Raw genomic sequence first — 20,713 nt, forward strand, 5'->3', positions numbered from 1 at the left:
CCGTGCGGGGTGGAGGAAGAGGCTTCGGACCCCGCCAGGCCTATCCGGAAAAAGGTTGGCGGATGGAATCGCCCCGCCCGCTCAGCCCCGCCGCGCCTCGTCGGCGGTCCGCGCGCTCTCGCGCGTGCCGGACACGATGATCTCCAGCACCTCGTGCTCGTCGGTATTGCGGATATAGCGGTCGCCGACATATTCGCCGCGCTTGAGCACCATCACACGGTCGCCGACGGCGAAAATATCGACCAGCCGGTGCGAGATGATGATCTGGGCAACACCCTGCCGCTTCAGTTCCAGCATGGTTTCGAGCAGCCGTTCGGTCGCCATGACCGAAAGGTTGGCGGTCGGCTCGTCGAGGATGACGACGCGCGGATCGAAGGAGATGGCGCGGGCGATCGCCACGGATTGCTGGCGCCCGCCCGACAGGCTCTCCACCTTCTGGTAGACGGAGTTGACGTCCACCTTCAGCCGTTTCAGCACGCTGTCGGCCTGCGCATACATCTTGCGCCGGTTGACGAAGGGGCCGATCAGCGGCCAGCGGCCGAGGAAGATGTTCTGGCCGACATCCATGTTGCCGCAGAGCGCGAAATCCTGGTAGATCATCTCGATGCCGGCATCGCGGCTCTCGTGCGGGCTCCTGAAGCGCACCGGCCGGCCGGCCACGAGAATATCGCCGGCATCGCGCTGGTAGGCGCCGGTCAGGATCTTCATCAGCGTCGATTTGCCGGCCGAATTGTCGCCGACAAGGCCGAGGATCTCGCCGGGATAGAGCGTCAGATCCACCTTGCGCAGCGCCTGCACCGCCCCGAAGGCCTTTTCGATGCCGCGCATTTCCACGATCGGGACGGATGGTGCCGCCTCAGCCATGACCGCTCTCCCCTGCCGGCGCCGCCGGCCTCAGCCGCGCCCGCAGCCGCCCGAAAATATTGGCCTGGCGCACCCAGATGTCGATCAGCACCGCGACGATGAGGATGACGCCGACGAAGACGTTGATCCAGTGCTGCGGCATGCTGAAGCCCTGCACGTTGAGCTGCAGCAGCGCGCGCACGAGCGTGATGACCGCCGCCCCCGCCAGCGAGCCGATCATCGTGCCGTAGCCGCCGAAGATCGAACCGCCGCCGATGATGACGGAGGCGATGGCGTCCAGCTCGCGGAACTGGCCGGCCACCGGGTTGAAGCTGCGGAAATAGGCGACGTTGATGATCCCGGCCATCGTGGCGCAGAGCGCCGACAGCATGAGCGAGAGGAAGCGCACGCGGTTGGTGTCGATGCCGGCATAGGCGGCCGCGCGCACGTTGCCGCCGGCCGCGCACACTTTCAGCCCGAACGGCGTATAGGCCAGCATGATGCCGGCAATGAGGGCGACAAGGAACATCCAGATCGTCTGCACGCTGACGGCCTCGGCCACGGTGCGCAACATGCCGGGCGGCAATGCGAGGCCGAAATGCAGAAGAACGTCGTTCACCTTGCGCCCGAGCAGGTTATAGGCTTCCGGCCAGCCGGTCAGCTGCTGGCCCGCCACGAACCAGGCGGCAAGCCCGCGGGCGATGTAGAACATGCCGAGCGTGGCGATGAAGGCCGGCAGCCTGAAGCCGACGACGACCGTGGCGTTGACGGCACCGGCCGCCATGCCGGCCAGCAGGCCCATCGCCACGGCGGTCAGCGGGTCGGCCCCGAGCACTTTCAGGCAATAGGCCGCCGTGCTGCCGGCAAGGGCAAGCACGGCGCCGACCGAAAGGTCGATATCGCCGGCCGCGATGACATAGGTGAGCCCGACGGCGATGAGGGCAAGCTCCGTATAGTTGAGCAGGATGGCAAAGGTGTTGGGCAGGTTCCACCAGTAGTCCGGCCTGAGCGCCAGGCCCGTCAGCCACAGGAGCGCGGTCAGGATGATGGCGAGCGCGTCGCGCCGGGCGAGAAACCGGCCGAGCCCGCCGGCCGACAGCGCCGCGTCCGCCGCCGCGGCCCCCTTGGTCTGCACGCCCTCGATCGCCACGCCGCCCGTCTCGTAGGCCGGCGGCGGCGGCCGGCCGCGGAGCCACGCCCAGAACCGGGCGGCGAGCTGGCGGCGGATGAGCACCGGCTCGATCAGCACCGCGGCGACGAGAAGCAGGCCGAGGAAGACCAGCACCGCCCCTGCCGGCAGGGTGAACTTGGCGCCGACGGCGACATTCTCGCCGTCGATGACGACGATGCGCGTGATCGGCCAGCCCTCGCGAAGCACCTTGTCGATCAGCACCACGACCGCGGCCCCCAGGCACGAGCCGATCACCCGCCCGCGCCCGCCGAGGATCGACGCGCCGCCGATGACGACGGAGGCGATGACGGTGAGTTCCCAGCTGACGCCGTAAAGCGGCGTCACACCCTTGTCCTGCGCGGCCGAGAGCAGGGCCGCAAGCGTGGCCGCGAGCGAGGAGATGAGATAGGCGCGGATGCGCACCCAGCGCGTGCGGATGCCGGCATAGACGGCCGCCTGCTCGTTGCCGCCGGTGGAAAAGGTCTCGTAGCCCCAGCGCGTCTTGGCAAGCACGACGGCGCCCGCGACGGCGACGAGGAAGAAGATCGCGATCTGGTTGTTGAAGCCGAAGAGGTTCGTCTCGCCGAGATGGAAGAACAGCGGATAGTCCCTCGCCTTGTCGGAATAGTAGATCGCCTGCCCGTGCGTCAGCGCCAGCACGAAGCCGCGGCCGATGAAGAGCATCGTCAGCGTGGCGATGAAGGCCGGCACTTTCAGGAGGGTGACGAGCACGCCGTTGGTCAGGCCGATCGCCGTGCCGAGCAGCAGGCAGAGCAGCGCCGACGCGACCACGCCGAAATCGAGGAAGCTCGCGGCGAAAAGCCTGGCGAAGACCACGGCGACGAGGCCGTAGGTCGAGCCGACCGAAAGGTCGAGATCCCGGTTGACGATGACGAAGGTCATGCCGACCGCGATGATGCCGACGCGCGACGTATCGCGCAGCAGCGCGTGGAGGGCCTCCGTCGATCCGAAGAAGGCCGGGTTGACGACGGCCCCGCCGAGATAGAGCAGCGCAAGGAACAGCACGAGCCCCGCCTCCCAGCCGCCGACGAGCTGGGGCGGCGCACGGCCGAGCGATGTCGTCGTGGCGGGCTCCATGAATTTCTACCGAGCGGTCCCTGGCTTTGGCTTTGGCGCGGCGGGACGGCCTGCGCCCTCCCGCCGCTGTTTCAGGCGTTTCGAGCCGCAATCAGTTCTCGAAGCGCTTGCCGACATTGGCGACCGTGTCCTTCGTCACCAGCTGGGCGCGCGTATCGAGATTGGCCGCAGCAATGCCGCGGTCGATCTGCAGGTAGAGCTGCATGACCGGCCAGAACCCCTGCAGGAAGGGCTGCTGGCCGAGCGAGCCGGTCAGGTTGCCCGCCGCAATGCCTTCCTGCTGTGCCGGGCCGAGATCGAAGCCGAAGGCGCAGAACTTGCCGGTCTTGCCCATCTGCGCAACCGCCTTGACGAGCGGCGGCGTGAAGACGTTGTTGGCCGTGAAGGCGCCCACCACGTCGCCGCGGGATTCGAAGAGCGAAACCAGCGCGTTGACGGGGTCGTTCGGGTTCGTGTCGATGCCGACGTTTTCCGGGCCGGCGTCAACCTTGAAGGCATCGAGCTTGCCGGCATCCTTCAGCGTCTTGACGATGGCGTTGAAGGCGGCGGTGACACGGTTGTTCACCTCGATATTGCCCATCGCGGTGGAGGACGGCAGCAGGATCGAGCCGCCGGTGGCCCCGCTCGCCAGCACGCAATTGGCCAGCGCCTCGCCGCCGATCGCCGCAGCCGAGGCATCCTGGCCGGTATGGCTGATGGCGCTGCGGTGCAGGATAGTGCCGTCGAACGAATTGGTCGTCGCCACCGGAATGCCCGCCGCCTCGGCCGCCTTGACGATATCGTTATAGGCGCCGACCTGCGGCGTCGTCATGATGATGCCGTCGATCGTCGGGTCCTGCACGATCTGGTTCAGGATCTCGATCTCGCGGGCCGGGTCGTCCACCGGCGATTCCGAACCGAGCAGCAATATCTTGGCGCCGATCATGTTGCCGGCCACGGTGGCGCCGACATAGACAGGATCGAAGAAACCGTTGCCTGCCGTGTGCGTGACGATCGCAAACGTCAGATGACCGTCGGCCGAATGGAAATCCTTCGTGCCGGGGGCTTCCTTGGCCGCCTCCTCGAAATTATAGCCGCCGACCGCCTTTTCGACGCTGCCCGACTGCGCGAATGCCTGCGGGACACCGATCGACAGTATTGCGGCCGAAGCCGCATAGAACAATACACGCCTCATGATTGGTCCTCCCTTGCAACCAGGGGAGAAAAGCCTAGCGGGCGCAATGTAACGAGAGTGGGGCCGGAGGCTTATTCTCCCACTTGCTAATATTCTGCGCAATTCCGGGCCAAGTAAACGGATAAGTTGACGATCTCTGTGAATTTGTTCGTTTTCGAGGCACCGATAACCGGTTCTTACTCGGGATAGGCCTCGCCACCGCCAGGCGCCGCCTTGTGGAAGAGGATGAAGACCAGAGGGTTGCCGGGCTCGGCCATTGCGTCGCTGCGCTGGCCCGTTATCTCTCCGGCCACGCCGCTTGTATATTCCGCGACCACTTCGCCGAAACTGTTGCGCTGGATGGCCACCTTCTGTCCGGCCTCGACCTTGTCGTTGAGCCTGACCAGATGCTCGACGATCCCGCCCTCGGTTGCCAGGATCGGAAAGGCGCTGTTGCCGACGAAGACGTTCACGTCCTTGCCGGTCCGGCCCATCGGCCCGGCAACGATGCCGTAATGCTTGAGGACGTTCATCGTGCCTTCCACGAACAGCGAGATCATCTCGATATCCAGAACGCGGGCAGCGCCGATCTCCGGCGTGAAGGAGGGGATGCCCACGTCCATGAAGGCGTTGTGCAGCACACCGGGATAGACATGGTTGTCGAAGATCTGGCCGACGGGATAGAGCTCCAGCATGGCCTTGACCTCGGGCACATCCATGCCGCCGATATTGAATGCGGTGACTTCGAACCCGGTCGTTCCGGTGTGGAAATCGATCGCGAAGTCGGCGTTCGGCCGCAGCAGCCGGTTGAACATCAGCCCGGCGTGGCGGCTGGGCGCGGTTAGACCGTTCTCGTTGCCCGGCCATTCCCGGTTCATGTCGATCAGGTCTGCGCCCCTGCCCTGGTTGGGCCACCGGCGCTGCATGCTTTCGACGGCCGGCCGCGCCACGTCGGTGACCGCCATGACAGTGCCCGACATCTGCGCCGGATCGAGCTGGTTCATCACGGTCTGGACCGTGTGGATATTGCTCATTTCGTCGCCATGCACACCGCTGGTCAGCACGCCGCGCTTGCCGGGCCTCGCCCCCTTGGCGACGATGACGGACGCATACCAGTGCTGCCCCGTGGGCATCTGCACGCCCTGGAAATAGAGATGGTGCTTCTGCCCCGGCTCCAGGTCGTCGACGTCGAGCGCGCTGACGACCTTTTTTCCCTGGATGACATCGCCGGTATAGACCGTTCCCGGCGTCGGATCGGCTGCGGCTGCCGTTGTCGCCTGCGCCTGCGCCTGCGCAGGCCCCGTGCCGGCGGCAAGGGCGGCCGAGGCGCCGACCGTCGCAAGCGACGCAATCAGCAGGTCGCGGCGATCGATACCCGTCTTCGACTTGTCCGACATGATGGAAGCCCTCCGCATCCGCAACAACGGCATGGACGTCGGGCGCGAAAAATCCGCCCAGCTTCAATCTAGGGTATGACGGCAAACCGGCAAGGTTGCCCGGTGTGCGCAGGCCCTTGCCGGGCGCGCGAAAGCGCGGTGCCGCTCGGGCCTATCCGGCCGCTCCGTTTCGGTTCCGCGGGCGGCAGCCTCCCGCCGCCCTCAATGGGCCGTATAGGCCCCGTCCACCAGATAGTGCGCGCCGGTGATGAAACTCGCCTGCCCGGACAAGAGGAAAGAGACGAGATTGGCGACCTCGTCTGGCGTGCCGCGCCGGCACATCGGCTGCAGGGCGGCCATGCGCCGGGTGCTTGCCGCCTCCTGATGCTCCGACAGAAGCGGCGTGTCGATCCAGCCGGGGCCGACCGCGTTGATGCGGATGCCGTAGCGCGCATATTCGATCGCCGCCACTTTCGTCAGCCCGACGAGCCCGTGCTTGGCCGTCGTATAGGCGGCCGCCGTCGGCAGGCCGACCTCGCCGAGTGCGGAGGACATGTTGACGATGGCGCCGCCGCCGGCCTTCAGCATCGCCCCGAGCTCGCATTTCATGCAGTAGAAGACGCTGTTGAGGTTGACGTTCATCAGCCGGTGCCAGTCGTCGAGCGGATAGTCGGCCACCGCCGCCCTCACCCCGTCTATGCCGGCATTGTTGACCGCGAGATCGAGGCTGCCGCAGCGCTCCACGGTGAAATCGACCAGCCGCTGCACGCCCTCGAAATCGGCCACGTCGACGACGAAGGCGCGCGCCCGCCCGCCATCGGCGCGGATCGCCGCCACGGTCTCATGCGCCGCCTGCTCGTTGAGATCGGCAATGACGACCTCGACCCCCTCGCCGGCCAGCTGCCGGGCAACGGCCGCCCCGATCCCCGAGCCCGCCCCCGTCACGATTGCGACTTTTCCTTCCAGGCCAAGTTTCATCGCTTCCTTCCATTCTTGTCTTCTAATATTCTTTCAAAACGAGTGGTTGAGGCAAGGAGATTCGTGAATGGTCGAAATGCATACTATTGCAAGTTGCGCAGCTTGTCCGCCCGTCAGGCAAATCGGTCCACAGGAGCGATCGAGGGCCGCAATGTCCAAGCCGGTCGAAAGGGTGGGCCGGTGAAGATGCGCAAACGGGCAGCTGTGACACGCCGGGCTTTCGTTCTGGGTAGCCTGGCACTGACGCTTCAGGCATGCACGACGACCTCGGACGGCCCGCCGCTGGGCTACCGGGTTCTGGGACGGGACCCGGATTCCGATCCGCGCTACCGGCGCCAGGAAGTGGCCTATGACGGCGGCGAGCCGCCGGGAACCATCGTCGTCGATACCGGCGCGCGTTACCTCTATTTCGTCGAATCCGGCGGCATTGCCACCCGCTACGGCGTCGCCGTCGGCGAGGAAGGCCTGAGCTTCAAGGGCGAGGCCACGATCGGCCGCAAGGCGGAATGGCCCTCCTGGAAGCCCACAGACGACATGATCGCGCGCAAACCGCGGCTTGCCCAATATGCCGACGGCGTGCCGGGCGGGCCGGACAACCCGCTGGGGGCCGCCGCCCTCTATCTCTACCAGGGCGGCCGCGACACGCTCTTCCGGCTGCACGGAACCAACGCCCCCTGGTCGATCGGCCATGCCGTTTCGAACGGCTGTATCCGGCTCACCAACGCCAATATCGTCGATCTTTACGCGCGCACGCGCATCGGAACGCGCGTGGTTGTGATCTGAAGCCGGCTGCGTATCGGTGTGAGGCGGTTTTGCAACAGCGGCAAAACCATTCGTCGATCCCGTTTACCAAGCGAAATTGCGGGGTTGGTCACAATGGTTAGTATCTGCTAATGTAGATTCGTTGCACGTTGCATCATACCCGCACTGTTCAAAGTGCCGATATCGTCAAACTTTAAGGTGCAGGCCGTCACGGCCTGGGCCAGGATGAGGAGAGGACTTCTTGATGAGCAGAATTTTATTCGTGATCCTCGCAACGCTTGCGGTGGCCAATCTGAGTGCCTGCGGGTCGGTTGGCAAAGGCAAGGGGAAAGCTCCGCCGCCGGCGGCAACGGCCGTCTACAAGTAAAATTCGCAATGACTAGGAAGGGCTCGCGCAGCCCTTCCCCTCCCCGACATCCGAAACCGGCCAGGATCGATCCGCTGCCGTTCATAAGGCGGGCGCGGTTGGTTATCCGGCATCAAGCTCGCATTTTCGGGAGCTTGCACATGGAGCTTGCTGATGGCGCCTCTGAGAAGCCGCTTGTTCCTGCTCGCTATTGTGGCGGCCCTGGCCTCCTCCTGCCAGACGGAAGACAAGGCCCCCCAGCCGCATTACACATCCGACGCGCGTGACCTGAAAAGGCCGGCCACCGCCCAGGACCAGTCCAACCGCCATTTCATCGAATTCCGCTCGCGTTACGCGCTGACCTACGGCCACACCTATGTCGTCTTCGGCCGCGCCGACAGGAACGGGCGCATGATCAATCCCGAGGTCGCCGGCCTTGCCCCGGCCTCCAACGATGCCGCCCCCTACGTGCTCGGCCATTTCATCCCCGTGCCCGCCACGACGGGCGCCACGGACGGCGACCTGGAAGAGGAATACCGCTCGGCAAGCTGGCGGGTGATGTTGACGGACGACGAATATAACGACACGGTGGCCTATATCAGGGGCCTGCAGGCGCGAAGCCGGCTCTGGGAGGCGACGGTCTACAATTGCAACGCCTTCGTGGCGGATATCGCCCGGCACATGGGCTACAAGACGCCGGGCATCTGGCTGCGCCCGCAGCAGTTCATCACCAGCCTGCGGGAGATGAATACGGGTTGAGACAAAGAGGGCGATCCGCGGAGCCGGATCGGGGAAAGGTTCTGGTGCCGGTTTGAACATGTCGGTGGGTGCAATTGGCGAGATCGTCTGGGTCGTCGGGATTATCGCATGGTACGTCATTCGATATCCGTTCGAGCGCCGCGGCAAGCGCGTGCCCGTGGTCAGCAGCCGGCGCACGCTCTCCGAGCGCGTGGCGCTGGCCGCCGGTTTTGCCGGGCTTGCCATCCTGCCGGGCCTTTACGTCGCGACGGGTTTTCCGCAGGCCGCCGATTACCCGGCCAGGCTCTGGGCCGTGATCGTCGGCGCCATCCTCTTCTGCCTCGCCATGTGGGTCTTCCGGCGCACGCACAAGCAGCTCGGGCGCAACTGGTCCATCACGCTGGAAATCCGCCAGAAGCACGAGCTGATCTGCGCCGGGCCTTACGCGCTGGTGCGCCACCCCATGTACACCTCCTTCATGCTGATGGGGCTGGCGCAGGCCTTCCTGCTCGCCAACTGGGTGGCGGGGCTGGCCGGGCTCGCCGGTTTTGCCGTGCTGTTCTTCCTGCGGGTGGACAAGGAGGAGCGCATGATGCTCGACGTTTTCGGCCCTGAATACCGCGCCTATATGGACAAAACCAAGCGGATCATCCCTTATCTGTATTAGGGGGAGCAGGATGAGGGGAAAAACGGTCAGGCTATCGCCGGCAAGGCGGCTCGTCGGAGACCTCATGCGGTTTTCGATCGGCATTCCGCGCGTCACCGTGCAGCGGCAGATGAACCTGCGGCCGCTGCTCGATGCGAGAGGCGGCTGCGATCCGCGCCCGTCATGGACCGTGCTGTTTCTGAAAGGCTATGCGCTTCTGTCGAAGGAGATCCCGGATCTCAGGCGCGCCTATGTCAAGTTTCCGCGCCACCAGCTCTACGAATATCCCGAAAGCGTGGCCTCCATTGCCCATGAGCGCGAGCACGAGGGCGAGCGGATCGTGCTGCTCAGCACCATCAAGGGCCCCGAACAGCGCCCCATCCCGCAGCTGGAAGCGCTGATCCGCGAGGCGCGCTCGCTGCCGATTGCCGAGATCAAGGAATTCCGCCGCTCGCTCAAGCTTGCCCGCGCGCCGGCCCTGCTGCGCTGGTCGCTGATGTGGCTGGGGCTCAATCTCGGGCGCAAGCGGGCGCGCTATTTCGGCACGTTCCAGCTGTCGGTCTATTCCGGCCTCGGCGCCGAATCCCTCAACCCGCTGACGCCGCTGACCACGCTTCTGAACTACGGCCCGATCGATGCGCAGGGATCGGTGCTGGTGCGCATCCATTACGACCACCGGGTCATGGACGGGGCAAGCGTTGCCCGCGCCCTGGAGCGTTTCGAGCGCATCCTGAACGGCGAGGTCGCAGCCGAAACAGCAGCGCTGGCGCAGGGCGCAAGACCTGCCGGCATGCCGATCGCAGGAGCCACGCCATGACATCAGCCGCCGAGCCCTCTCTCGCCGTCGTCGTACTGGGCGCCTCGCGCGGCATCGGACGGGCCATTGCCAGGGTGGCGGCGCGCGACGGTTATCCGGTCGTGCTGGTCGCCCGCTCCGCCGACGATCTTGCCGCGGCGGCGGCCGAAATCACCGCAAGCGGCGGAAAGGCCCTGACGATGGCGCTCGACCTTGCCGCGCCGGAAGCCTCCTTGCGGCTGGAAGCGTTCCTGGCGGAAAGCGGCCTTGCCTGCGGCATTCTCGTCAACAGCGCCGGCTACGGCCTGCGCGGCGCCGTGACCGCGCTTTCCGCCGAGGACCAGCTCGGCATCATCGACGTCAATATCCGCGCGCTCGCCGATATGACGCTCCGTTTCCTGCCGGGCATGGTGGCGCGCCGCAGCGGCGGCATCATCAATCTCGGCTCCATCGCCGGTTTCACGCCGGGGCCGTACATGACCTTCTACTATGCCAGCAAGAATTTCGTGCGCTCCTTCTCGGCCGCCCTTCACAAGGAGGTCCGCGGCTTCGGCGTCACCGTCACCTGCGTGGCACCCGGCCCGGTCTCGACCGATTTCCTGGAAAAATCCGGCGCCGACCGGGCAGCGCTCTTCAAGGTCCTGCCGAAGCTCGATGCCGATTACGTGGCCGAGCAGGCGTGGCGCGGCTTCAAGTCCGGCCGCCGCCTCGTCATTCCCGGCCTGTCGTCGAAACTGACCGCCATCGTCGCCCGGCTGTTGCCGACTGCGGCCGCCCTCTCGCTGATCGGCCTCGTCCAGCGCAGGAGCAAGGACCCGCGCCCCTACCCGTCGCAAACCGGCGTGAAATAGCCGGAGCGGCCGTCACCGCTCGGCGTCTTCGCGCACGAAACCCTGCCGGGAACCGTCCGGCGTGCCGGCCGAGGCCTCCTCATGCGTCAGGCGCAGCCACCAGTCGGAGCTCAGATGCGGCGGCGCCAAGCGCCCCTCGTGCGGCGCGGGTTTCAGAACCTCGCTCGGCTGCAGGCGGCTGCCCTTTGCCAGCACCGTATCGTCGGCGCAGACCGCGCTCGCCAAAAGACAGAACGCGGCGCCGCCGGCAAGCGCTCTAAGGGCATGTCCTGCGATGACCCGCTCGTTTCCCATGCCCCTATTCAGCCAGAATATTAGACTTTGCGAAAGTGCAATTTCGCCCGCAGGTGCAGAAACTGCGACCGCCGCCACGAAAATATATTCATTCGATTGACTGAAACTTTCGTTGGGGTTATATGTGAGCCATGACTGATGAACAATCCCAGCCGAACCGCGCCGAGATCACGCGGGAAAAATTGTTGTCCGCAGCGCTCGACGTCTTCGGCCGCTACGGTTTCGACGGCACCTCGACGCGGCAGCTGAGCGAGGCGGCCGGCGTCAACCTGCAGGCCATTCCCTATTATTTCGGCGGCAAGGAAGGCCTCTATGTCGCAACCGCCGAATATCTGGTGTCGCGCATCGAGCGCCATGTCGGCACGCTCCGGCAGCGGATCGGCGGCCGCCTGATGGCGCTCGCCGCTGCCGGCGAGGCACTGGGCGAAGAGGAGGCGCGCTCCTTCCTGACGGATGTGGCCACGACCATGGTCGGCCTGTTCGTCAGCAAGGAATCCGAGCCCTGGGCGCGCTTCATCATCCGCGAGCAGATGGAGCCGACCGAAGCCTTCGCCCGCGTCTATCAGGGCCTGATGGGGCCGATGATCGAGATGGCGCGGCGGCTGATCGGCGCCATCCTGCGGGAAGACCCGGCCAGCGAGCACGTGCGGCTGCGCACGCTCTCCTTCGTCGGCAACATCATGATCTTCCGTGTCGCCCATGCGGCCGTTCTCGCCCAGATGGAATGGCAGTCGGTCGGCCCGGAACAGCTCCAGACCCTGCACAACCTCGCCGCGGAACTTGTCGGCCAGCTTCAGCCGGCGAAAGGAAACACAAGATGAAACGCATCCTCCCCCTTGCCATCGTCATCCTCGTTGCCGCCGGCGCGGCCGCCTGGTGGTACGGCCTGCCGCAGCAGCTCGGCTGGCTGCCGGGGCGCGCGAAGGAATTCGCGCTCTACGGCAATGTCGATATCCGCCAGGTCTCGCTCGGCTTCCGGGTCGACGGACGGCTGGCCGCGCTTGCCGTCGACGAGGGCGACATGGTCAGGACCGGCGACGTGCTGGGCAGGCTCGACGCCGCCCCCTTCGAGGCCGCCGTCGCCTCCGCCGAAGCCAATGTCGCCGCCCTGCAGGCCACGCTCGACAAGCTGCGGGCCGGCCCGCGCCAGACGGAAATCGCCCAGGCCCGCGCCGCCTATGACGAAAGCCTCGCCTCGCTCAACAACGCCAATCTCAGCTATGAGCGCGCCCGCCAGCTGCGCCCGCAGGGCACGATTTCCGAAGCCAATCTCGACCTGGCGACCGCCAACCGGGCAATGGCCGCCGCACGCGCCGAATCCGCCAACGAAGCGCTGAAACTGCTGCAGGAAGGCAGCCGCGTGGAGGATATCGCCAATGCCGAGGCCCAGCTGCAGGCCGCGCAATCCGCGCTCGCCACCGCCCGCATCTCGCTTGCCGATACCGAACTGCGCGCGCCCAATGACGGCGTCATCCTCTCGCGCGTGCGTGAACCCGGCGCCATCGTCTCGCCCGCCGATACCGTCTATGTCCTGTCGCTGACCGAGCCGGTCTGGGTGCGAAGCTACGTGGCGGAAGGCGATCTCGGCCGCCTGCATCCCGGCATGAAGGTTCAGGTCTCTTCCGATACCCGGCCCGACAAGCCCTATGACGGCACGATCGGCTTCATTTCGCCGGTCGCCGAATTCACCCCGAAATCGGTCGAGACGCCCGAGCTGCGCACCGATCTCGTCTATCGCCTGCGCATCGTCATCGACAAGCCCGGCCCGGACCTGCGCCAGGGCATGCCGGTCACCGTGCGCTTTCCCGCGCTGGCCGGCCAATGAGCGCCTCCCCTTACAGAACCGGCGACGTGCTGGTGCGGCTGAGCGACGTCACCAGGCGCTTCGGCGACGGCCCGCCTGCCCTCGATGCCGTCTCCGGCGAGATCCGCGGCGGCGCCATCACCGGCCTTGTCGGCCCCGACGGTGCCGGCAAGACGACGCTGATCCGGCTGATGACCGGCCTGATGCTGCCCGACGGCGGCACGGTCGAGGTGCTGGGCTTCGACACGCACCGGAACCCGGCCGCCATCCAGGCCTCGATCGGCTACATGCCGCAGCGCTTCGGCCTCTACGAAGACCTCTCGGTCCAGGAAAATCTCGATCTCTATGCCGATCTGCGCGGCCTGCCGAAGGCCGAGCGCACGAGCACGTTCGAGGAACTCCTGACCTTCACCGACCTCAAGCGCTTCACCACGCGCCTTGCCGGCAAACTTTCGGGCGGCATGAAGCAGAAGCTCGGCCTTGCCTGCGCGCTCCTGAAGAAGCCGCGCCTGCTGCTGCTCGACGAGCCCGGCGTCGGCGTCGATCCGATCTCGCGCCGCGACCTCTGGAAGATGGTGGAGAACCTGACGCAGGAAGGCATCGGCGTGCTCTGGTCCACCGCCTATCTGGACGAGGCCGAAGCCTGCGACCACGTTCTGCTGCTCAACCAGGGCAAGCTGCTCTTTTCCGGCCGTCCGCACGACCTGACCGGCCGCGTCGAGGACCGCGTCTTCAAGGTCTCCGGCGTTTCCGGCCGCAGGCGCAGGGTGCTGGCCGAACTGCTGCAGACCAAAGGCGTGATCGACGGCGTCATCCAGGGCGATGCCATCCGCCTCGTCACCGGCAGGGACGGCACGCCCGATATCGCCGCCGCCGCCGGCGGGGCCAAGCTCAGCCCCACCCCTGCCCGCTTCGAGGACGCCTTCATCGACATGCTGGGCGGCGGCCCCGGCGGCCGCTCGAAACTGGCCGAAGCCCAGGGCGCGCCCAGCCGCACGGACGACCGCCCGGTCATCGAGGCGCACGGCCTGACCAAGCGTTTCGGCGATTTCACCGCCGCCGACAACATCACCTTCGATATCGGCCGCGGCGAAATCTTCGGCCTGCTCGGGCCGAACGGCGCCGGCAAATCCACCACTTTCAAGATGCTCTGCGGCCTGCTGAAGCCGACGGGCGGGCAAGGCCGCGTGGCCGGCTTCGACCTGCGCAGGGACGCCGCCGAAGCCCGCAACCAGCTCGGCTACATGGCGCAGAAATTCTCGCTCTACGGCGATCTCACCGTCATGCAGAACCTCGAATTCTTCGCCGGCGTCTACGGCCTTTCCGGCAGCCGCAAGCGCGAGCGCATCGAGCTGATGAGCGAGATCTTCGATTTCGGCCGCCATGCCCGCTATTCGGCCAAAGACCTGCCGCTCGGCCTGAAACAGCGCCTGGCGCTTGCCTGCGCCGTCATGCACGAGCCGCGCGCCCTCTTCCTCGACGAGCCGACCTCGGGCGTCGACCCGATCACCCGGCGCGAATTCTGGACGCATATCAACGCGCTCGTCGAAAAAGGCGTCACCGTGCTGGTGACGACGCATTTCATGGACGAGGCCGAATATTGCGACCGCATCTCGCTCATCTATCGCGGCCGCTCGATCGCGCTCGGCTCGCCCGACGCGCTGAAGGCGCAGGTGGCGACCAGGGAACAGCCGGACCCGACGATGGAGGATGCCTTCATCGCGCTCGTTCAAGAGTCGGAAAAGGAGGAGGCCGCATGAGCACCTCCTCCCGCATGCGCCGCTTTGCCGCCCTCGTGCGCAAGGAAAGCTATCAGGCGATCCGCGACCCGAGCAGCATCCTCATCGCCTTCGTCCTGCCGCTCATCCTGCTTTTCCTCTTCGGCTACGGCGTGTCGCTGGATGCCACCCGCACCCGCATCGGCCTCGTGCTGGAACAGGCAACGCCGCTGACGCAGGACCTTGCGGCAAGCTTCCAGGCGTCGCGTTATTTCTCCGTCACGCTCGGGCGGGACCGGCGCATGTTCGAAGAGGATCTCGTGCGCGGCAAGGTGCGCGGCATCGTGGTGATTTCAGCCGATTTCGCCACCGATTACGCCGCCGGCAACCATCCGCAGGTGCAGGTCCTCGTCGACGGTTCCGACCCGAACACCGCCAATTTCGTGCAGAACTACGTGCAGGGCACCGTCGCCAACTGGGAGCGGCAGCGCCAGTCCGAAACGGTCGCCGCCGGCCCGCCCATCGCCATCGAACAGCGCTTCTGGTTCAATCCGGAGCTGACCAGCCGCAACTTCCTCGTCCCCGGCTCGATCGCCATCGTCATGACGCTGGTCGGCACGCTGCTCACCTCGCTGGTCGTCGCCCGCGAATGGGAGCGCGGCACGATGGAGGCGATGATGGCGACACCCGTGACCTCGGCCGAACTGCTGGCCGGCAAGATCCTGCCCTATTTCCTGCTCGGCCTTGCCTCGATGACGCTCTGCGTGCTGCTGGCCGTCTTCCTCTTCGGCGTGCCGTTCCGCGGCTCGGTCGCAGCGCTCTATGCGCTCTCCTCCGCCTTCCTGATCCCCGCACTCGGCCAGGGCCTGCTGATCTCGACGGCGACCAAGAACCAGTTCCTCGCCTCGCAGATCGCGCTCATCACCGCCTTCCTGCCGGCCTTCCTGCTCTCGGGTTTCCTCTTCGAGATCAATTCCATGCCTGAGATCATCCAGTGGATCACCATCATCGTGCCCGCCCGCTATCTCATCCCCAGCCTGCAGACGGTGTTCCTTGCCGGGGATATCTGGCCGATGTTTGCCCGCGCCATCGCCGTCATGCTCCTGATCGGCGCCGTCATGTTCGTGCTTGCCGCCCGCAGCACCAGAAAGAGGATCGGCTGAGATGTGGTGGACGCGGCTGAAAGCGCTGATCGTGAAGGAACTGCTGGCCGTGCTGCGCGACCCGAAGGGCCGTTTCGTGCTCATCGTGCCGCCCGTCATGCAGCTCCTCGTCTTCTCCTATGCGGCCACGCTCGAAGTGCGCAATGTCGATGTCATGGTGCTGAACCGCGACAGCGGCCATTGGGGACAGGAGCTGGTCCAGCGCATCCAGGGCTCGCCCACCTTCCGGCGCATCGAAACAGCCGAAAACCAGGCCGACATCCGCCAGGGCATCGACGACCAGTCGGTGATCGCCGCCATCGAGATCGGCCCGGATTTCTCCCGTAATATCGAGGCCGGCATCCCGGCCGACCTGCAGATCGTGCTCGACGGGCGCCGCTCCAACGCCTCGCAGATCGTCTCCGGCTATCTCACCGAGATCGGCATGACGCTTTCGGCCGAAACGCCGGCCGGACGGCGCATGGTGGCGCGCACCGTCGCGACCGTGCCGCGCAACTGGTTCAACGCCAACCTCACCTACCAATGGTTCATGGTGCCGAACCTGATCGCCAGCATCGCGCTGCTGATCGGCCTCATCGTGACCGCGCTGTCGATTGCCCGCGAGAGGGAACTCGGCACCTTCGACCAGCTGATGGTCTCGCCGCTGCGCGTCCACGAAATCCTGATCGGCAAGCTCATTCCGCCTGTCATGATCGGCCTCTTCCACATGACGCTCTATCTGCTGGCGGCGATCTTCATCTTCGGCGTGCCGCTGCGCGGCTCGCTTCTCCTGCTCTACGGCAGCTCGATCTTCTATCTCGGCTCCGTCGCCGGCCTCGGCCTGTTCATCTCGGCGCTGTCGATGACCCAGCAGCAGGCAATCCTCGGCGCCTTCCTCTTCATGGTGCCGGCCATGCTGCTGTCGGGTTTCGCCACCCCGATCGAGAACATGCCGGACTGGCTGCAGCCGGTGACGACGGTCAACCCGCTGCGCTATTTCCTCATCATCGTCAAAGGCGTTTTCCTCAAGGATATCCCCGCCGAGGAAGTGCTGAACCAGACGGTTCCGCTGGCGCTGATCGCGACCGCGACCCTCAGCGCCGCCGCCTGGCTGTTCCGCCGTCGGCTGGAATGACGGCCTCACGCACTGTAACCGCCATTGCCGATCCGTGACTCCGGCAGGCCGGAACAACGAAATGCCCGGCCCGTTTCCTCAGCGCAAACCAGAGCAATTCCAGCAAAAGTGTGAAACGGTTTTGCGTCCGGAATTGCGCGTTTAAACAATGAGATAGAGCATTTCCGTCTTTCCTTCGAAAAACGCAAATGCTCTATAGCGAAGGAGAAAACGACATGTACAAGATCATTCTCGTATCCGGCGCGCTGGCGCTCTCCTCTGTCGCCACCAATGCGCTGGCCGACGGCGCCGTAACCGGCGCGGCCGGCGGCGCCATCACCGGCGCGATCGTCGGCGGCCCTGTGGGCGCTGCCATCGGCGGCGTGGCCGGTGCCGTCACCGGCGCCGTGATCGATCCGCCGCCGCGCGAGGTCGTCACCTACGTGCAGCAACAGCCGGCCCCGCCGTCCGCCGTCGTCGTGCAGCAGCCGATCGTCGTCGGCAAGCCGCTTCCGGCCGACGTGCAGGTGATCCCCGTGCCGGATAATCCGCGCTACGCCTATACGGTCGTCAACGACCGCCATGTGATCGTCGAGCCGCAGACCCATCGCGTGGTCCAGGTGATCGAATAAGATATCGAACAACGGCAAACGGCCCCGCTCCCGGGGCCGTTTCCATGCGTCCTGCCGGGAATCAGGGCTTGCGCGGCGTCGTCAGCACCTTGTCGTCGGTATCGACCACGAACACGGCGAGCAGTTTTGCCGGTTCCGTCTTGCTGGCATTGGCGCTGACATCGTGCCGGTCGCCGGGAAGCTCGGTGAAATTCATTCCCTTGGTGAAGGTCTTCACCTCCCCGCCGTTCACCCCGCTCAGGATCGCTCCTTCGAGAACGGTCGCGTAGATGAGAGCCGACTTGGCATGGGTATGCGCAGAGCTGTAGCCGCCGGGCTCATATTCGACGAGCACGCCCTTGACGCTCTTGCCCGGATTGTCCGGCAACACGTGAGCATAGACTTCCGTCACCCTGGCGCCCTTCGTCTCATAGACGAGTTCACCCTTGGCGACGTCGTGCGCCGAGGCGGTTGTGACCGGAAGCACGAGCGCAGCCAGGGCATAAAGCATGGTCTTCATCAGGATTTCTCCACTTTCGTTTCATTGTTCTGTTGACGGAGCCAGTCCGCCAGCGTGATCCGGCCCTGGATGAAATCACCGGTCGGAACGAGCGAGGTGGCCGTGACCGGCGCCCCGAAATAGCCGAGCGAGGCATCCACCCCCACGGCGCGCCCGTCGCCCTTTGCGGCGAGATAGCTGCGCATTACCTGCGCGAACGCGCCGCGATCGGGACCGGCAAGATCGACGATGCCGTTACGCGGATTTTCGAGCGCCACCTTGACCAGGGCAGCGGCGACATCGGCGGCGGCGATCGGTTGAAAGGCGATATCGGGAACCTTCAGCCCGGCGCCATCGGCATAGGCATCGGCCAGCGCATCCAGGAATTCATAGAACTGCGTGGCGCGCACGATCGTATAGTCCTGCCCGGACGCCTTCACCGCCTCCTCCTGCGCCTGCTTGCCGCCGACATAGGGATTGCCCGAAAGCCCGCTGGTCCCGACGATGGAAAGAACGACGTGATGGCGCACGCCGGCGGATTTTTCCGCTTCGGTCAGGTTGCGGCTGGACGTCGCGAAGAAATTGCGGATCACCGGTTCGTCGAAGGACATGAGGTTGGAAACGTCGATCACCGCATCGGCCCCGGCAAGCGCGGCCTGCAGGCCCTCGCCGGTGAAGGCGTTGATCCCGTTTCGCGAACTGGCGGCGACGGCCTCGTGACCGGCATTGCGCAGAATGGCGACTGCTTTCGAACCGACGAGGCCCGTGCCGCCGATGACGACGACCTTCTTTGATGTGCTCATGTTATCCTTCTCCTATGACGCGGCGCGGTTGCCCGTCTTCCGTTCGTTGCGTTCAAGAAAAGCGCAGCCGCGCGCGGCGATGCTGCCGTCGTCGTCTGCAGCGACCTCCGCCGCAAGATCGGCGATCGTCACCTTGGCCAGTTCGGCGCGGTAGGCCTTCTCGGCCCTCAGCATCGCGGCGTTGATCTGGCATGGTCTGGTGAAATAGCGTGCCGGCAGGGGATTGGGACCGCGCCGGCGGATCTCGGCGCAGCGGAAGGCCGGCGCCGGTCCCTCCACCGCAAGCACGATATCGAGCAGGCTGATCTCGTGAGGCGCCTTCGCCAGCCTGTAGCCGCCCTTCGGCCCCGGCACCGTGAGAAGAAGCCCCGCGCCGGAAAGAGCCTGCAGGTGCTTCAGCAAGTAGCTTGCCGAAACGCCGTGAAGCTCGGCAAGGGCCGCCGCCGATAGCACGCCCTGCTCGGACAATCCGCTGAGGAAGGTCATGCAATGAATTGCCTGTTCCACGCCTTCGCTGAGTTTCATCGCCGTCTCCAATCATGGATAAACTTTATCCGTGATTATCGCAGCGGTCAATATCGCTTCGGTGAACGATGCGTTCAGCGATCGTTCCACGCAGGTCCGCCGTGCAGTTCGGCGCGCCGCATAAAGAAAAGGCCCCGCGATTGCGGAGCCTCAACCTCTCTTCCCTCGTGTGCGGCCTGTTCGGAGGATTATGCTGGGGCTGGGGCGGCGCAGCCCCGCCTCAGCCGCGATTGCGCAGCGCTTCGGCCTGCGCATAAAACTTCTTCTCCCACTCCTTGTGATTGTCGAGCCCTTCGCGGATGAACGGCGTGAAAATCGCAAGGTTGAGCAGGGTCCAGTTGATCAGCCGCGCCGGGAATTTCAGCGGCTTGACGAAATCGACGAAGAGGACGACGCGCGTCTTGTCCGTGTGGTTCCAGGCCTCGTGCTCGTAGGCATCGTCGAAGATCAGCGCCTTGCCCTCCTGCCAGTGGCAGATCTGGTCCTTGACGCGGATGGCGAGCTTGTCGGCCGGTTCCGGAACGATCATGCCGAGATGCAGGCGCAGCACGCCGTTATAGGGGCCGCGATGGGCCGGCAGGTGTTTGCCGGGCTCGAAGATCGAAAACATCGCCGTCTTCAGGCCGGGGATCTTCTGCACCGCCTTCCAGGTCTCCGGGCAGGCCTGGATATTCTGCTCCGATTTCACCCCGAAGCCGAGGAGGAAGAAGGTCTTCCAGCGGTTGTCCTTGGAAATCGTCTGCACGTCGGTGGAGATGTCCTGGAAGCTCGGCAGCTCGCTCTGGCGCAGGAGCACGCGGTCGAGCTCGGCGCGGATCTGCGGCCAGGCCTTTTCGACCTCCTTCGCCCAGGGAAACACCGCATTGTCGTAAACAGGCGGATTGCCGAGCTTGGCATATTTGAAATTCAGGCCCTCCGCCCAGGCAACAATGCTCATGAAGAAGCGCGTGATCGCGCTCGGCCGGTCCATCGGGGCAATGCCGGCCGTGGCGAACTCCTGCGTCTGGGCTGTGGCGACTGGTTTTTCGGGAAGGGTGGAGTTGGAGATAACGTCAGTCATGGGCTTTCCATTGGGGGGCTCAAGGAAATTGCATGGCCTGCCGCGCAAGAGCCGACACGAGGGTTACGCGTTGACCATTGAGCAAATATGGATAGTGCCGGGCGTCGCTCAAGTACACTTAAGTACAGGTTTTAGCGATGAATTGCCGCATGTTACCGCCGCCTTGCCGGGCGGCGGCAACGATCTCGAAAGCTATCGGGAGGAAGATCAGATCTCCAGTTCGCGGCGGTCGCGCTCCGTCACCATGGCAAGGTCGAGCACCTTCTGCAGGTTGGCGGCATGGCGGAAAGTGGGGTCGTCCTGCTTGCCGGTCCTGACCGCTTCGGCAAAGCGCTGGTAGTTGGTCGGCACGGCCGGCACCGCGATGTCGCGCCAGGTGGCGCTT

22 protein-coding genes and 1 pseudogene are annotated in these 20,713 nt (G+C 65.3%); 12 read left to right on the plus strand and 11 right to left on the minus strand.

Features of this window, described 5'->3' with window-relative positions; translation table 11 throughout:
* Window positions 1–81 precede the first annotated feature (81 nt).
* The 5 genes from ACFPWW_RS11220 to ACFPWW_RS11240 all read right to left on the minus strand — a co-directional run bounded on the left by ACFPWW_RS11220 (window position 82) and on the right by ACFPWW_RS11240 (window position 6,619).
* On the minus strand, window positions 82–864 hold the full coding sequence (locus tag ACFPWW_RS11220; RefSeq protein ID WP_112572729.1) for an ATP-binding cassette domain-containing protein: 783 nt from the start codon (window positions 862–864) through the stop codon (window positions 82–84).
* The gene (locus ACFPWW_RS11225; protein ID WP_112706014.1) at window positions 857–3,112 is read right to left on the minus strand and encodes an ABC transporter permease; all 2,256 of its coding nucleotides are present in this window, start codon (window positions 3,110–3,112) and stop codon (window positions 857–859) included. The genes ACFPWW_RS11220 and ACFPWW_RS11225 overlap by 8 nt, the downstream gene beginning before the upstream one ends.
* A gap of 91 nt (window positions 3,113–3,203) precedes the next feature.
* Window positions 3,204–4,286 (minus strand): substrate-binding domain-containing protein, encoded by a 1,083-nt coding sequence (locus ACFPWW_RS11230; RefSeq protein ID WP_112706013.1) that lies wholly within the window; start codon window positions 4,284–4,286, stop codon window positions 3,204–3,206.
* A 176-nt stretch (window positions 4,287–4,462) separates the two neighbouring features.
* Complete coding sequence (locus tag ACFPWW_RS11235; protein ID WP_377311684.1) at window positions 4,463–5,662, minus strand: succinylglutamate desuccinylase/aspartoacylase domain-containing protein; 1,200 nt, start codon at window positions 5,660–5,662, stop codon at window positions 4,463–4,465.
* 201 nt (window positions 5,663–5,863) lie between these two features.
* Window positions 5,864–6,619 (minus strand): SDR family NAD(P)-dependent oxidoreductase, encoded by a 756-nt coding sequence (locus tag ACFPWW_RS11240; protein ID WP_112572737.1) that lies wholly within the window; start codon window positions 6,617–6,619, stop codon window positions 5,864–5,866.
* Window positions 6,620–6,805: 186 nt separating this feature from the next.
* On the opposite strand from ACFPWW_RS11240, the gene ACFPWW_RS11245 reads away from it, so the two are divergent.
* The 6 genes from ACFPWW_RS11245 (at window position 6,806) to ACFPWW_RS11270 (ending at window position 10,758) form a co-directional block, all read left to right on the plus strand.
* Window positions 6,806–7,402 (plus strand): L,D-transpeptidase, encoded by a 597-nt coding sequence (locus ACFPWW_RS11245; protein ID WP_112706066.1) that lies wholly within the window; start codon window positions 6,806–6,808, stop codon window positions 7,400–7,402.
* A gap of 223 nt (window positions 7,403–7,625) precedes the next feature.
* Window positions 7,626–7,748, plus strand: coding sequence for an ABC transporter (locus ACFPWW_RS11250; protein WP_112572739.1), 123 nt, complete (start codon window positions 7,626–7,628; stop codon window positions 7,746–7,748).
* 153 nt (window positions 7,749–7,901) lie between these two features.
* On the plus strand, window positions 7,902–8,486 hold the full coding sequence (locus ACFPWW_RS11255; RefSeq protein WP_112757181.1) for a hypothetical protein: 585 nt from the start codon (window positions 7,902–7,904) through the stop codon (window positions 8,484–8,486).
* Between the two features lie 58 nt (window positions 8,487–8,544).
* A complete protein-coding gene (locus ACFPWW_RS11260; protein WP_112572743.1) occupies window positions 8,545–9,132 on the plus strand; it encodes a protein-S-isoprenylcysteine O-methyltransferase in 588 nt (195 codons plus the stop codon).
* 10 nt (window positions 9,133–9,142) lie between these two features.
* On the plus strand, window positions 9,143–9,928 hold the full coding sequence (locus tag ACFPWW_RS11265) for a hypothetical protein (RefSeq protein ID WP_112572745.1): 786 nt from the start codon (window positions 9,143–9,145) through the stop codon (window positions 9,926–9,928).
* Window positions 9,925–10,758 (plus strand): SDR family NAD(P)-dependent oxidoreductase, encoded by an 834-nt coding sequence (locus ACFPWW_RS11270; protein WP_377311685.1) that lies wholly within the window; start codon window positions 9,925–9,927, stop codon window positions 10,756–10,758. Before ACFPWW_RS11265 ends, ACFPWW_RS11270 begins: the two co-directional genes overlap by 4 nt.
* Before the next feature lie 12 nt (window positions 10,759–10,770).
* Here ACFPWW_RS11270 and ACFPWW_RS11275 read toward each other — a convergent pair whose 3' ends face one another.
* On the minus strand, window positions 10,771–11,052 hold the full coding sequence (locus ACFPWW_RS11275; protein WP_377311686.1) for a hypothetical protein: 282 nt from the start codon (window positions 11,050–11,052) through the stop codon (window positions 10,771–10,773).
* Window positions 11,053–11,183: 131 nt separating this feature from the next.
* Here ACFPWW_RS11275 and ACFPWW_RS11280 point away from each other — a divergent pair, with 131 nt between their 5' ends.
* From ACFPWW_RS11280 to ACFPWW_RS11305, 6 genes are all read left to right on the plus strand, one after another.
* Window positions 11,184–11,873 carry a CerR family C-terminal domain-containing protein gene (locus ACFPWW_RS11280; RefSeq protein ID WP_112758991.1) on the plus strand — a complete coding sequence of 230 codons (690 nt, stop codon included), beginning with the start codon at window positions 11,184–11,186 and terminating at the stop codon, window positions 11,871–11,873.
* A complete protein-coding gene (hlyD, locus tag ACFPWW_RS11285; protein ID WP_112758992.1) occupies window positions 11,870–12,877 on the plus strand; it encodes a secretion protein HlyD in 1,008 nt (335 codons plus the stop codon). The genes ACFPWW_RS11280 and hlyD overlap by 4 nt, the downstream gene beginning before the upstream one ends.
* Window positions 12,874–14,616, plus strand: a complete 1,743-nt coding sequence (locus ACFPWW_RS11290) for an ATP-binding cassette domain-containing protein (RefSeq protein WP_377311687.1) — start codon at window positions 12,874–12,876, stop codon at window positions 14,614–14,616. The genes hlyD and ACFPWW_RS11290 overlap by 4 nt, the downstream gene beginning before the upstream one ends.
* On the plus strand, window positions 14,613–15,737 hold the full coding sequence (locus ACFPWW_RS11295) for an ABC transporter permease (RefSeq protein WP_112572758.1): 1,125 nt from the start codon (window positions 14,613–14,615) through the stop codon (window positions 15,735–15,737). Before ACFPWW_RS11290 ends, ACFPWW_RS11295 begins: the two co-directional genes overlap by 4 nt.
* A 1-nt stretch (window position 15,738) precedes the next feature.
* The gene (locus ACFPWW_RS11300; protein WP_112572760.1) at window positions 15,739–16,851 is read left to right on the plus strand and encodes an ABC transporter permease; all 1,113 of its coding nucleotides are present in this window, start codon (window positions 15,739–15,741) and stop codon (window positions 16,849–16,851) included.
* A 215-nt stretch (window positions 16,852–17,066) separates the two neighbouring features.
* On the plus strand, window positions 17,067–17,462 hold the full coding sequence (locus ACFPWW_RS11305; RefSeq protein WP_112706065.1) for a DUF1236 domain-containing protein: 396 nt from the start codon (window positions 17,067–17,069) through the stop codon (window positions 17,460–17,462).
* Between the two features lie 61 nt (window positions 17,463–17,523).
* On the opposite strand, the gene ACFPWW_RS11310 is transcribed toward ACFPWW_RS11305, so the two are convergent.
* The 5 genes and pseudogenes from ACFPWW_RS11310 to ACFPWW_RS11330 form a co-directional block, all read right to left on the minus strand.
* A complete protein-coding gene (locus tag ACFPWW_RS11310; protein ID WP_377311689.1) occupies window positions 17,524–17,964 on the minus strand; it encodes a cupin domain-containing protein in 441 nt (146 codons plus the stop codon).
* Entirely contained in the window at window positions 17,961–18,743 is a 783-nt protein-coding gene (locus tag ACFPWW_RS11315; RefSeq protein WP_112757194.1) for an SDR family oxidoreductase, read from the minus strand. Before ACFPWW_RS11315 ends, ACFPWW_RS11310 begins: the two co-directional genes overlap by 4 nt.
* A gap of 12 nt (window positions 18,744–18,755) precedes the next feature.
* Window positions 18,756–19,268 (minus strand): RrF2 family transcriptional regulator, encoded by a 513-nt coding sequence (locus ACFPWW_RS11320; protein WP_112706004.1) that lies wholly within the window; start codon window positions 19,266–19,268, stop codon window positions 18,756–18,758.
* Between the two features lie 220 nt (window positions 19,269–19,488).
* Complete coding sequence (locus ACFPWW_RS11325) at window positions 19,489–20,328, minus strand: aspartyl/asparaginyl beta-hydroxylase domain-containing protein (protein WP_377311688.1); 840 nt, start codon at window positions 20,326–20,328, stop codon at window positions 19,489–19,491.
* A 207-nt stretch (window positions 20,329–20,535) separates the two neighbouring features.
* A pseudogene (locus tag ACFPWW_RS11330) lies at window positions 20,536–20,713 on the minus strand (gfo/Idh/MocA family oxidoreductase); the annotation flags it as partial.

Origin of the sequence: Rhizobium sp. GCM10022189 (assembly GCF_042656325.1) — a bacterium.
In the GTDB taxonomy this organism is placed as follows: domain Bacteria; phylum Pseudomonadota; class Alphaproteobacteria; order Rhizobiales; family Rhizobiaceae; genus Rhizobium.

Excerpts from the sequence above, each read along its gene's own strand:
- ACFPWW_RS11220 (WP_112572729.1), bottom strand. The coding sequence starts at position 864 with ATGGCTGAGGCGGCACCATCCGTCCCGATCGTGGAAATGCGCGGCATC.
- ACFPWW_RS11225 (WP_112706014.1), bottom strand. The coding sequence starts at position 3,112 with ATGGAGCCCGCCACGACGACATCGCTCGGCCGTGCGCCGCCCCAGCTC.
- ACFPWW_RS11230 (WP_112706013.1), bottom strand. The coding sequence starts at position 4,286 with ATGAGGCGTGTATTGTTCTATGCGGCTTCGGCCGCAATACTGTCGATC.
- ACFPWW_RS11235 (WP_377311684.1), bottom strand. The coding sequence starts at position 5,662 with ATGTCGGACAAGTCGAAGACGGGTATCGATCGCCGCGACCTGCTGATT.
- ACFPWW_RS11240 (WP_112572737.1), bottom strand. The coding sequence starts at position 6,619 with ATGAAACTTGGCCTGGAAGGAAAAGTCGCAATCGTGACGGGGGCGGGC.
- ACFPWW_RS11245 (WP_112706066.1), top strand. The coding sequence starts at position 6,806 with ATGCGCAAACGGGCAGCTGTGACACGCCGGGCTTTCGTTCTGGGTAGC.
- ACFPWW_RS11250 (WP_112572739.1), top strand. The coding sequence starts at position 7,626 with ATGAGCAGAATTTTATTCGTGATCCTCGCAACGCTTGCGGTGGCCAAT.
- ACFPWW_RS11255 (WP_112757181.1), top strand. The coding sequence starts at position 7,902 with ATGGCGCCTCTGAGAAGCCGCTTGTTCCTGCTCGCTATTGTGGCGGCC.
- ACFPWW_RS11260 (WP_112572743.1), top strand. The coding sequence starts at position 8,545 with ATGTCGGTGGGTGCAATTGGCGAGATCGTCTGGGTCGTCGGGATTATC.
- ACFPWW_RS11265 (WP_112572745.1), top strand. The coding sequence starts at position 9,143 with ATGAGGGGAAAAACGGTCAGGCTATCGCCGGCAAGGCGGCTCGTCGGA.
- ACFPWW_RS11270 (WP_377311685.1), top strand. The coding sequence starts at position 9,925 with ATGACATCAGCCGCCGAGCCCTCTCTCGCCGTCGTCGTACTGGGCGCC.
- ACFPWW_RS11275 (WP_377311686.1), bottom strand. The coding sequence starts at position 11,052 with ATGGGAAACGAGCGGGTCATCGCAGGACATGCCCTTAGAGCGCTTGCC.
- ACFPWW_RS11280 (WP_112758991.1), top strand. The coding sequence starts at position 11,184 with ATGACTGATGAACAATCCCAGCCGAACCGCGCCGAGATCACGCGGGAA.
- hlyD (WP_112758992.1), top strand. The coding sequence starts at position 11,870 with ATGAAACGCATCCTCCCCCTTGCCATCGTCATCCTCGTTGCCGCCGGC.
- ACFPWW_RS11290 (WP_377311687.1), top strand. The coding sequence starts at position 12,874 with ATGAGCGCCTCCCCTTACAGAACCGGCGACGTGCTGGTGCGGCTGAGC.
- ACFPWW_RS11295 (WP_112572758.1), top strand. The coding sequence starts at position 14,613 with ATGAGCACCTCCTCCCGCATGCGCCGCTTTGCCGCCCTCGTGCGCAAG.
- ACFPWW_RS11300 (WP_112572760.1), top strand. The coding sequence starts at position 15,739 with ATGTGGTGGACGCGGCTGAAAGCGCTGATCGTGAAGGAACTGCTGGCC.
- ACFPWW_RS11305 (WP_112706065.1), top strand. The coding sequence starts at position 17,067 with ATGTACAAGATCATTCTCGTATCCGGCGCGCTGGCGCTCTCCTCTGTC.
- ACFPWW_RS11315 (WP_112757194.1), bottom strand. The coding sequence starts at position 18,743 with ATGAGCACATCAAAGAAGGTCGTCGTCATCGGCGGCACGGGCCTCGTC.
- ACFPWW_RS11320 (WP_112706004.1), bottom strand. The coding sequence starts at position 19,268 with ATGAAACTCAGCGAAGGCGTGGAACAGGCAATTCATTGCATGACCTTC.
- ACFPWW_RS11325 (WP_377311688.1), bottom strand. The coding sequence starts at position 20,328 with ATGACTGACGTTATCTCCAACTCCACCCTTCCCGAAAAACCAGTCGCC.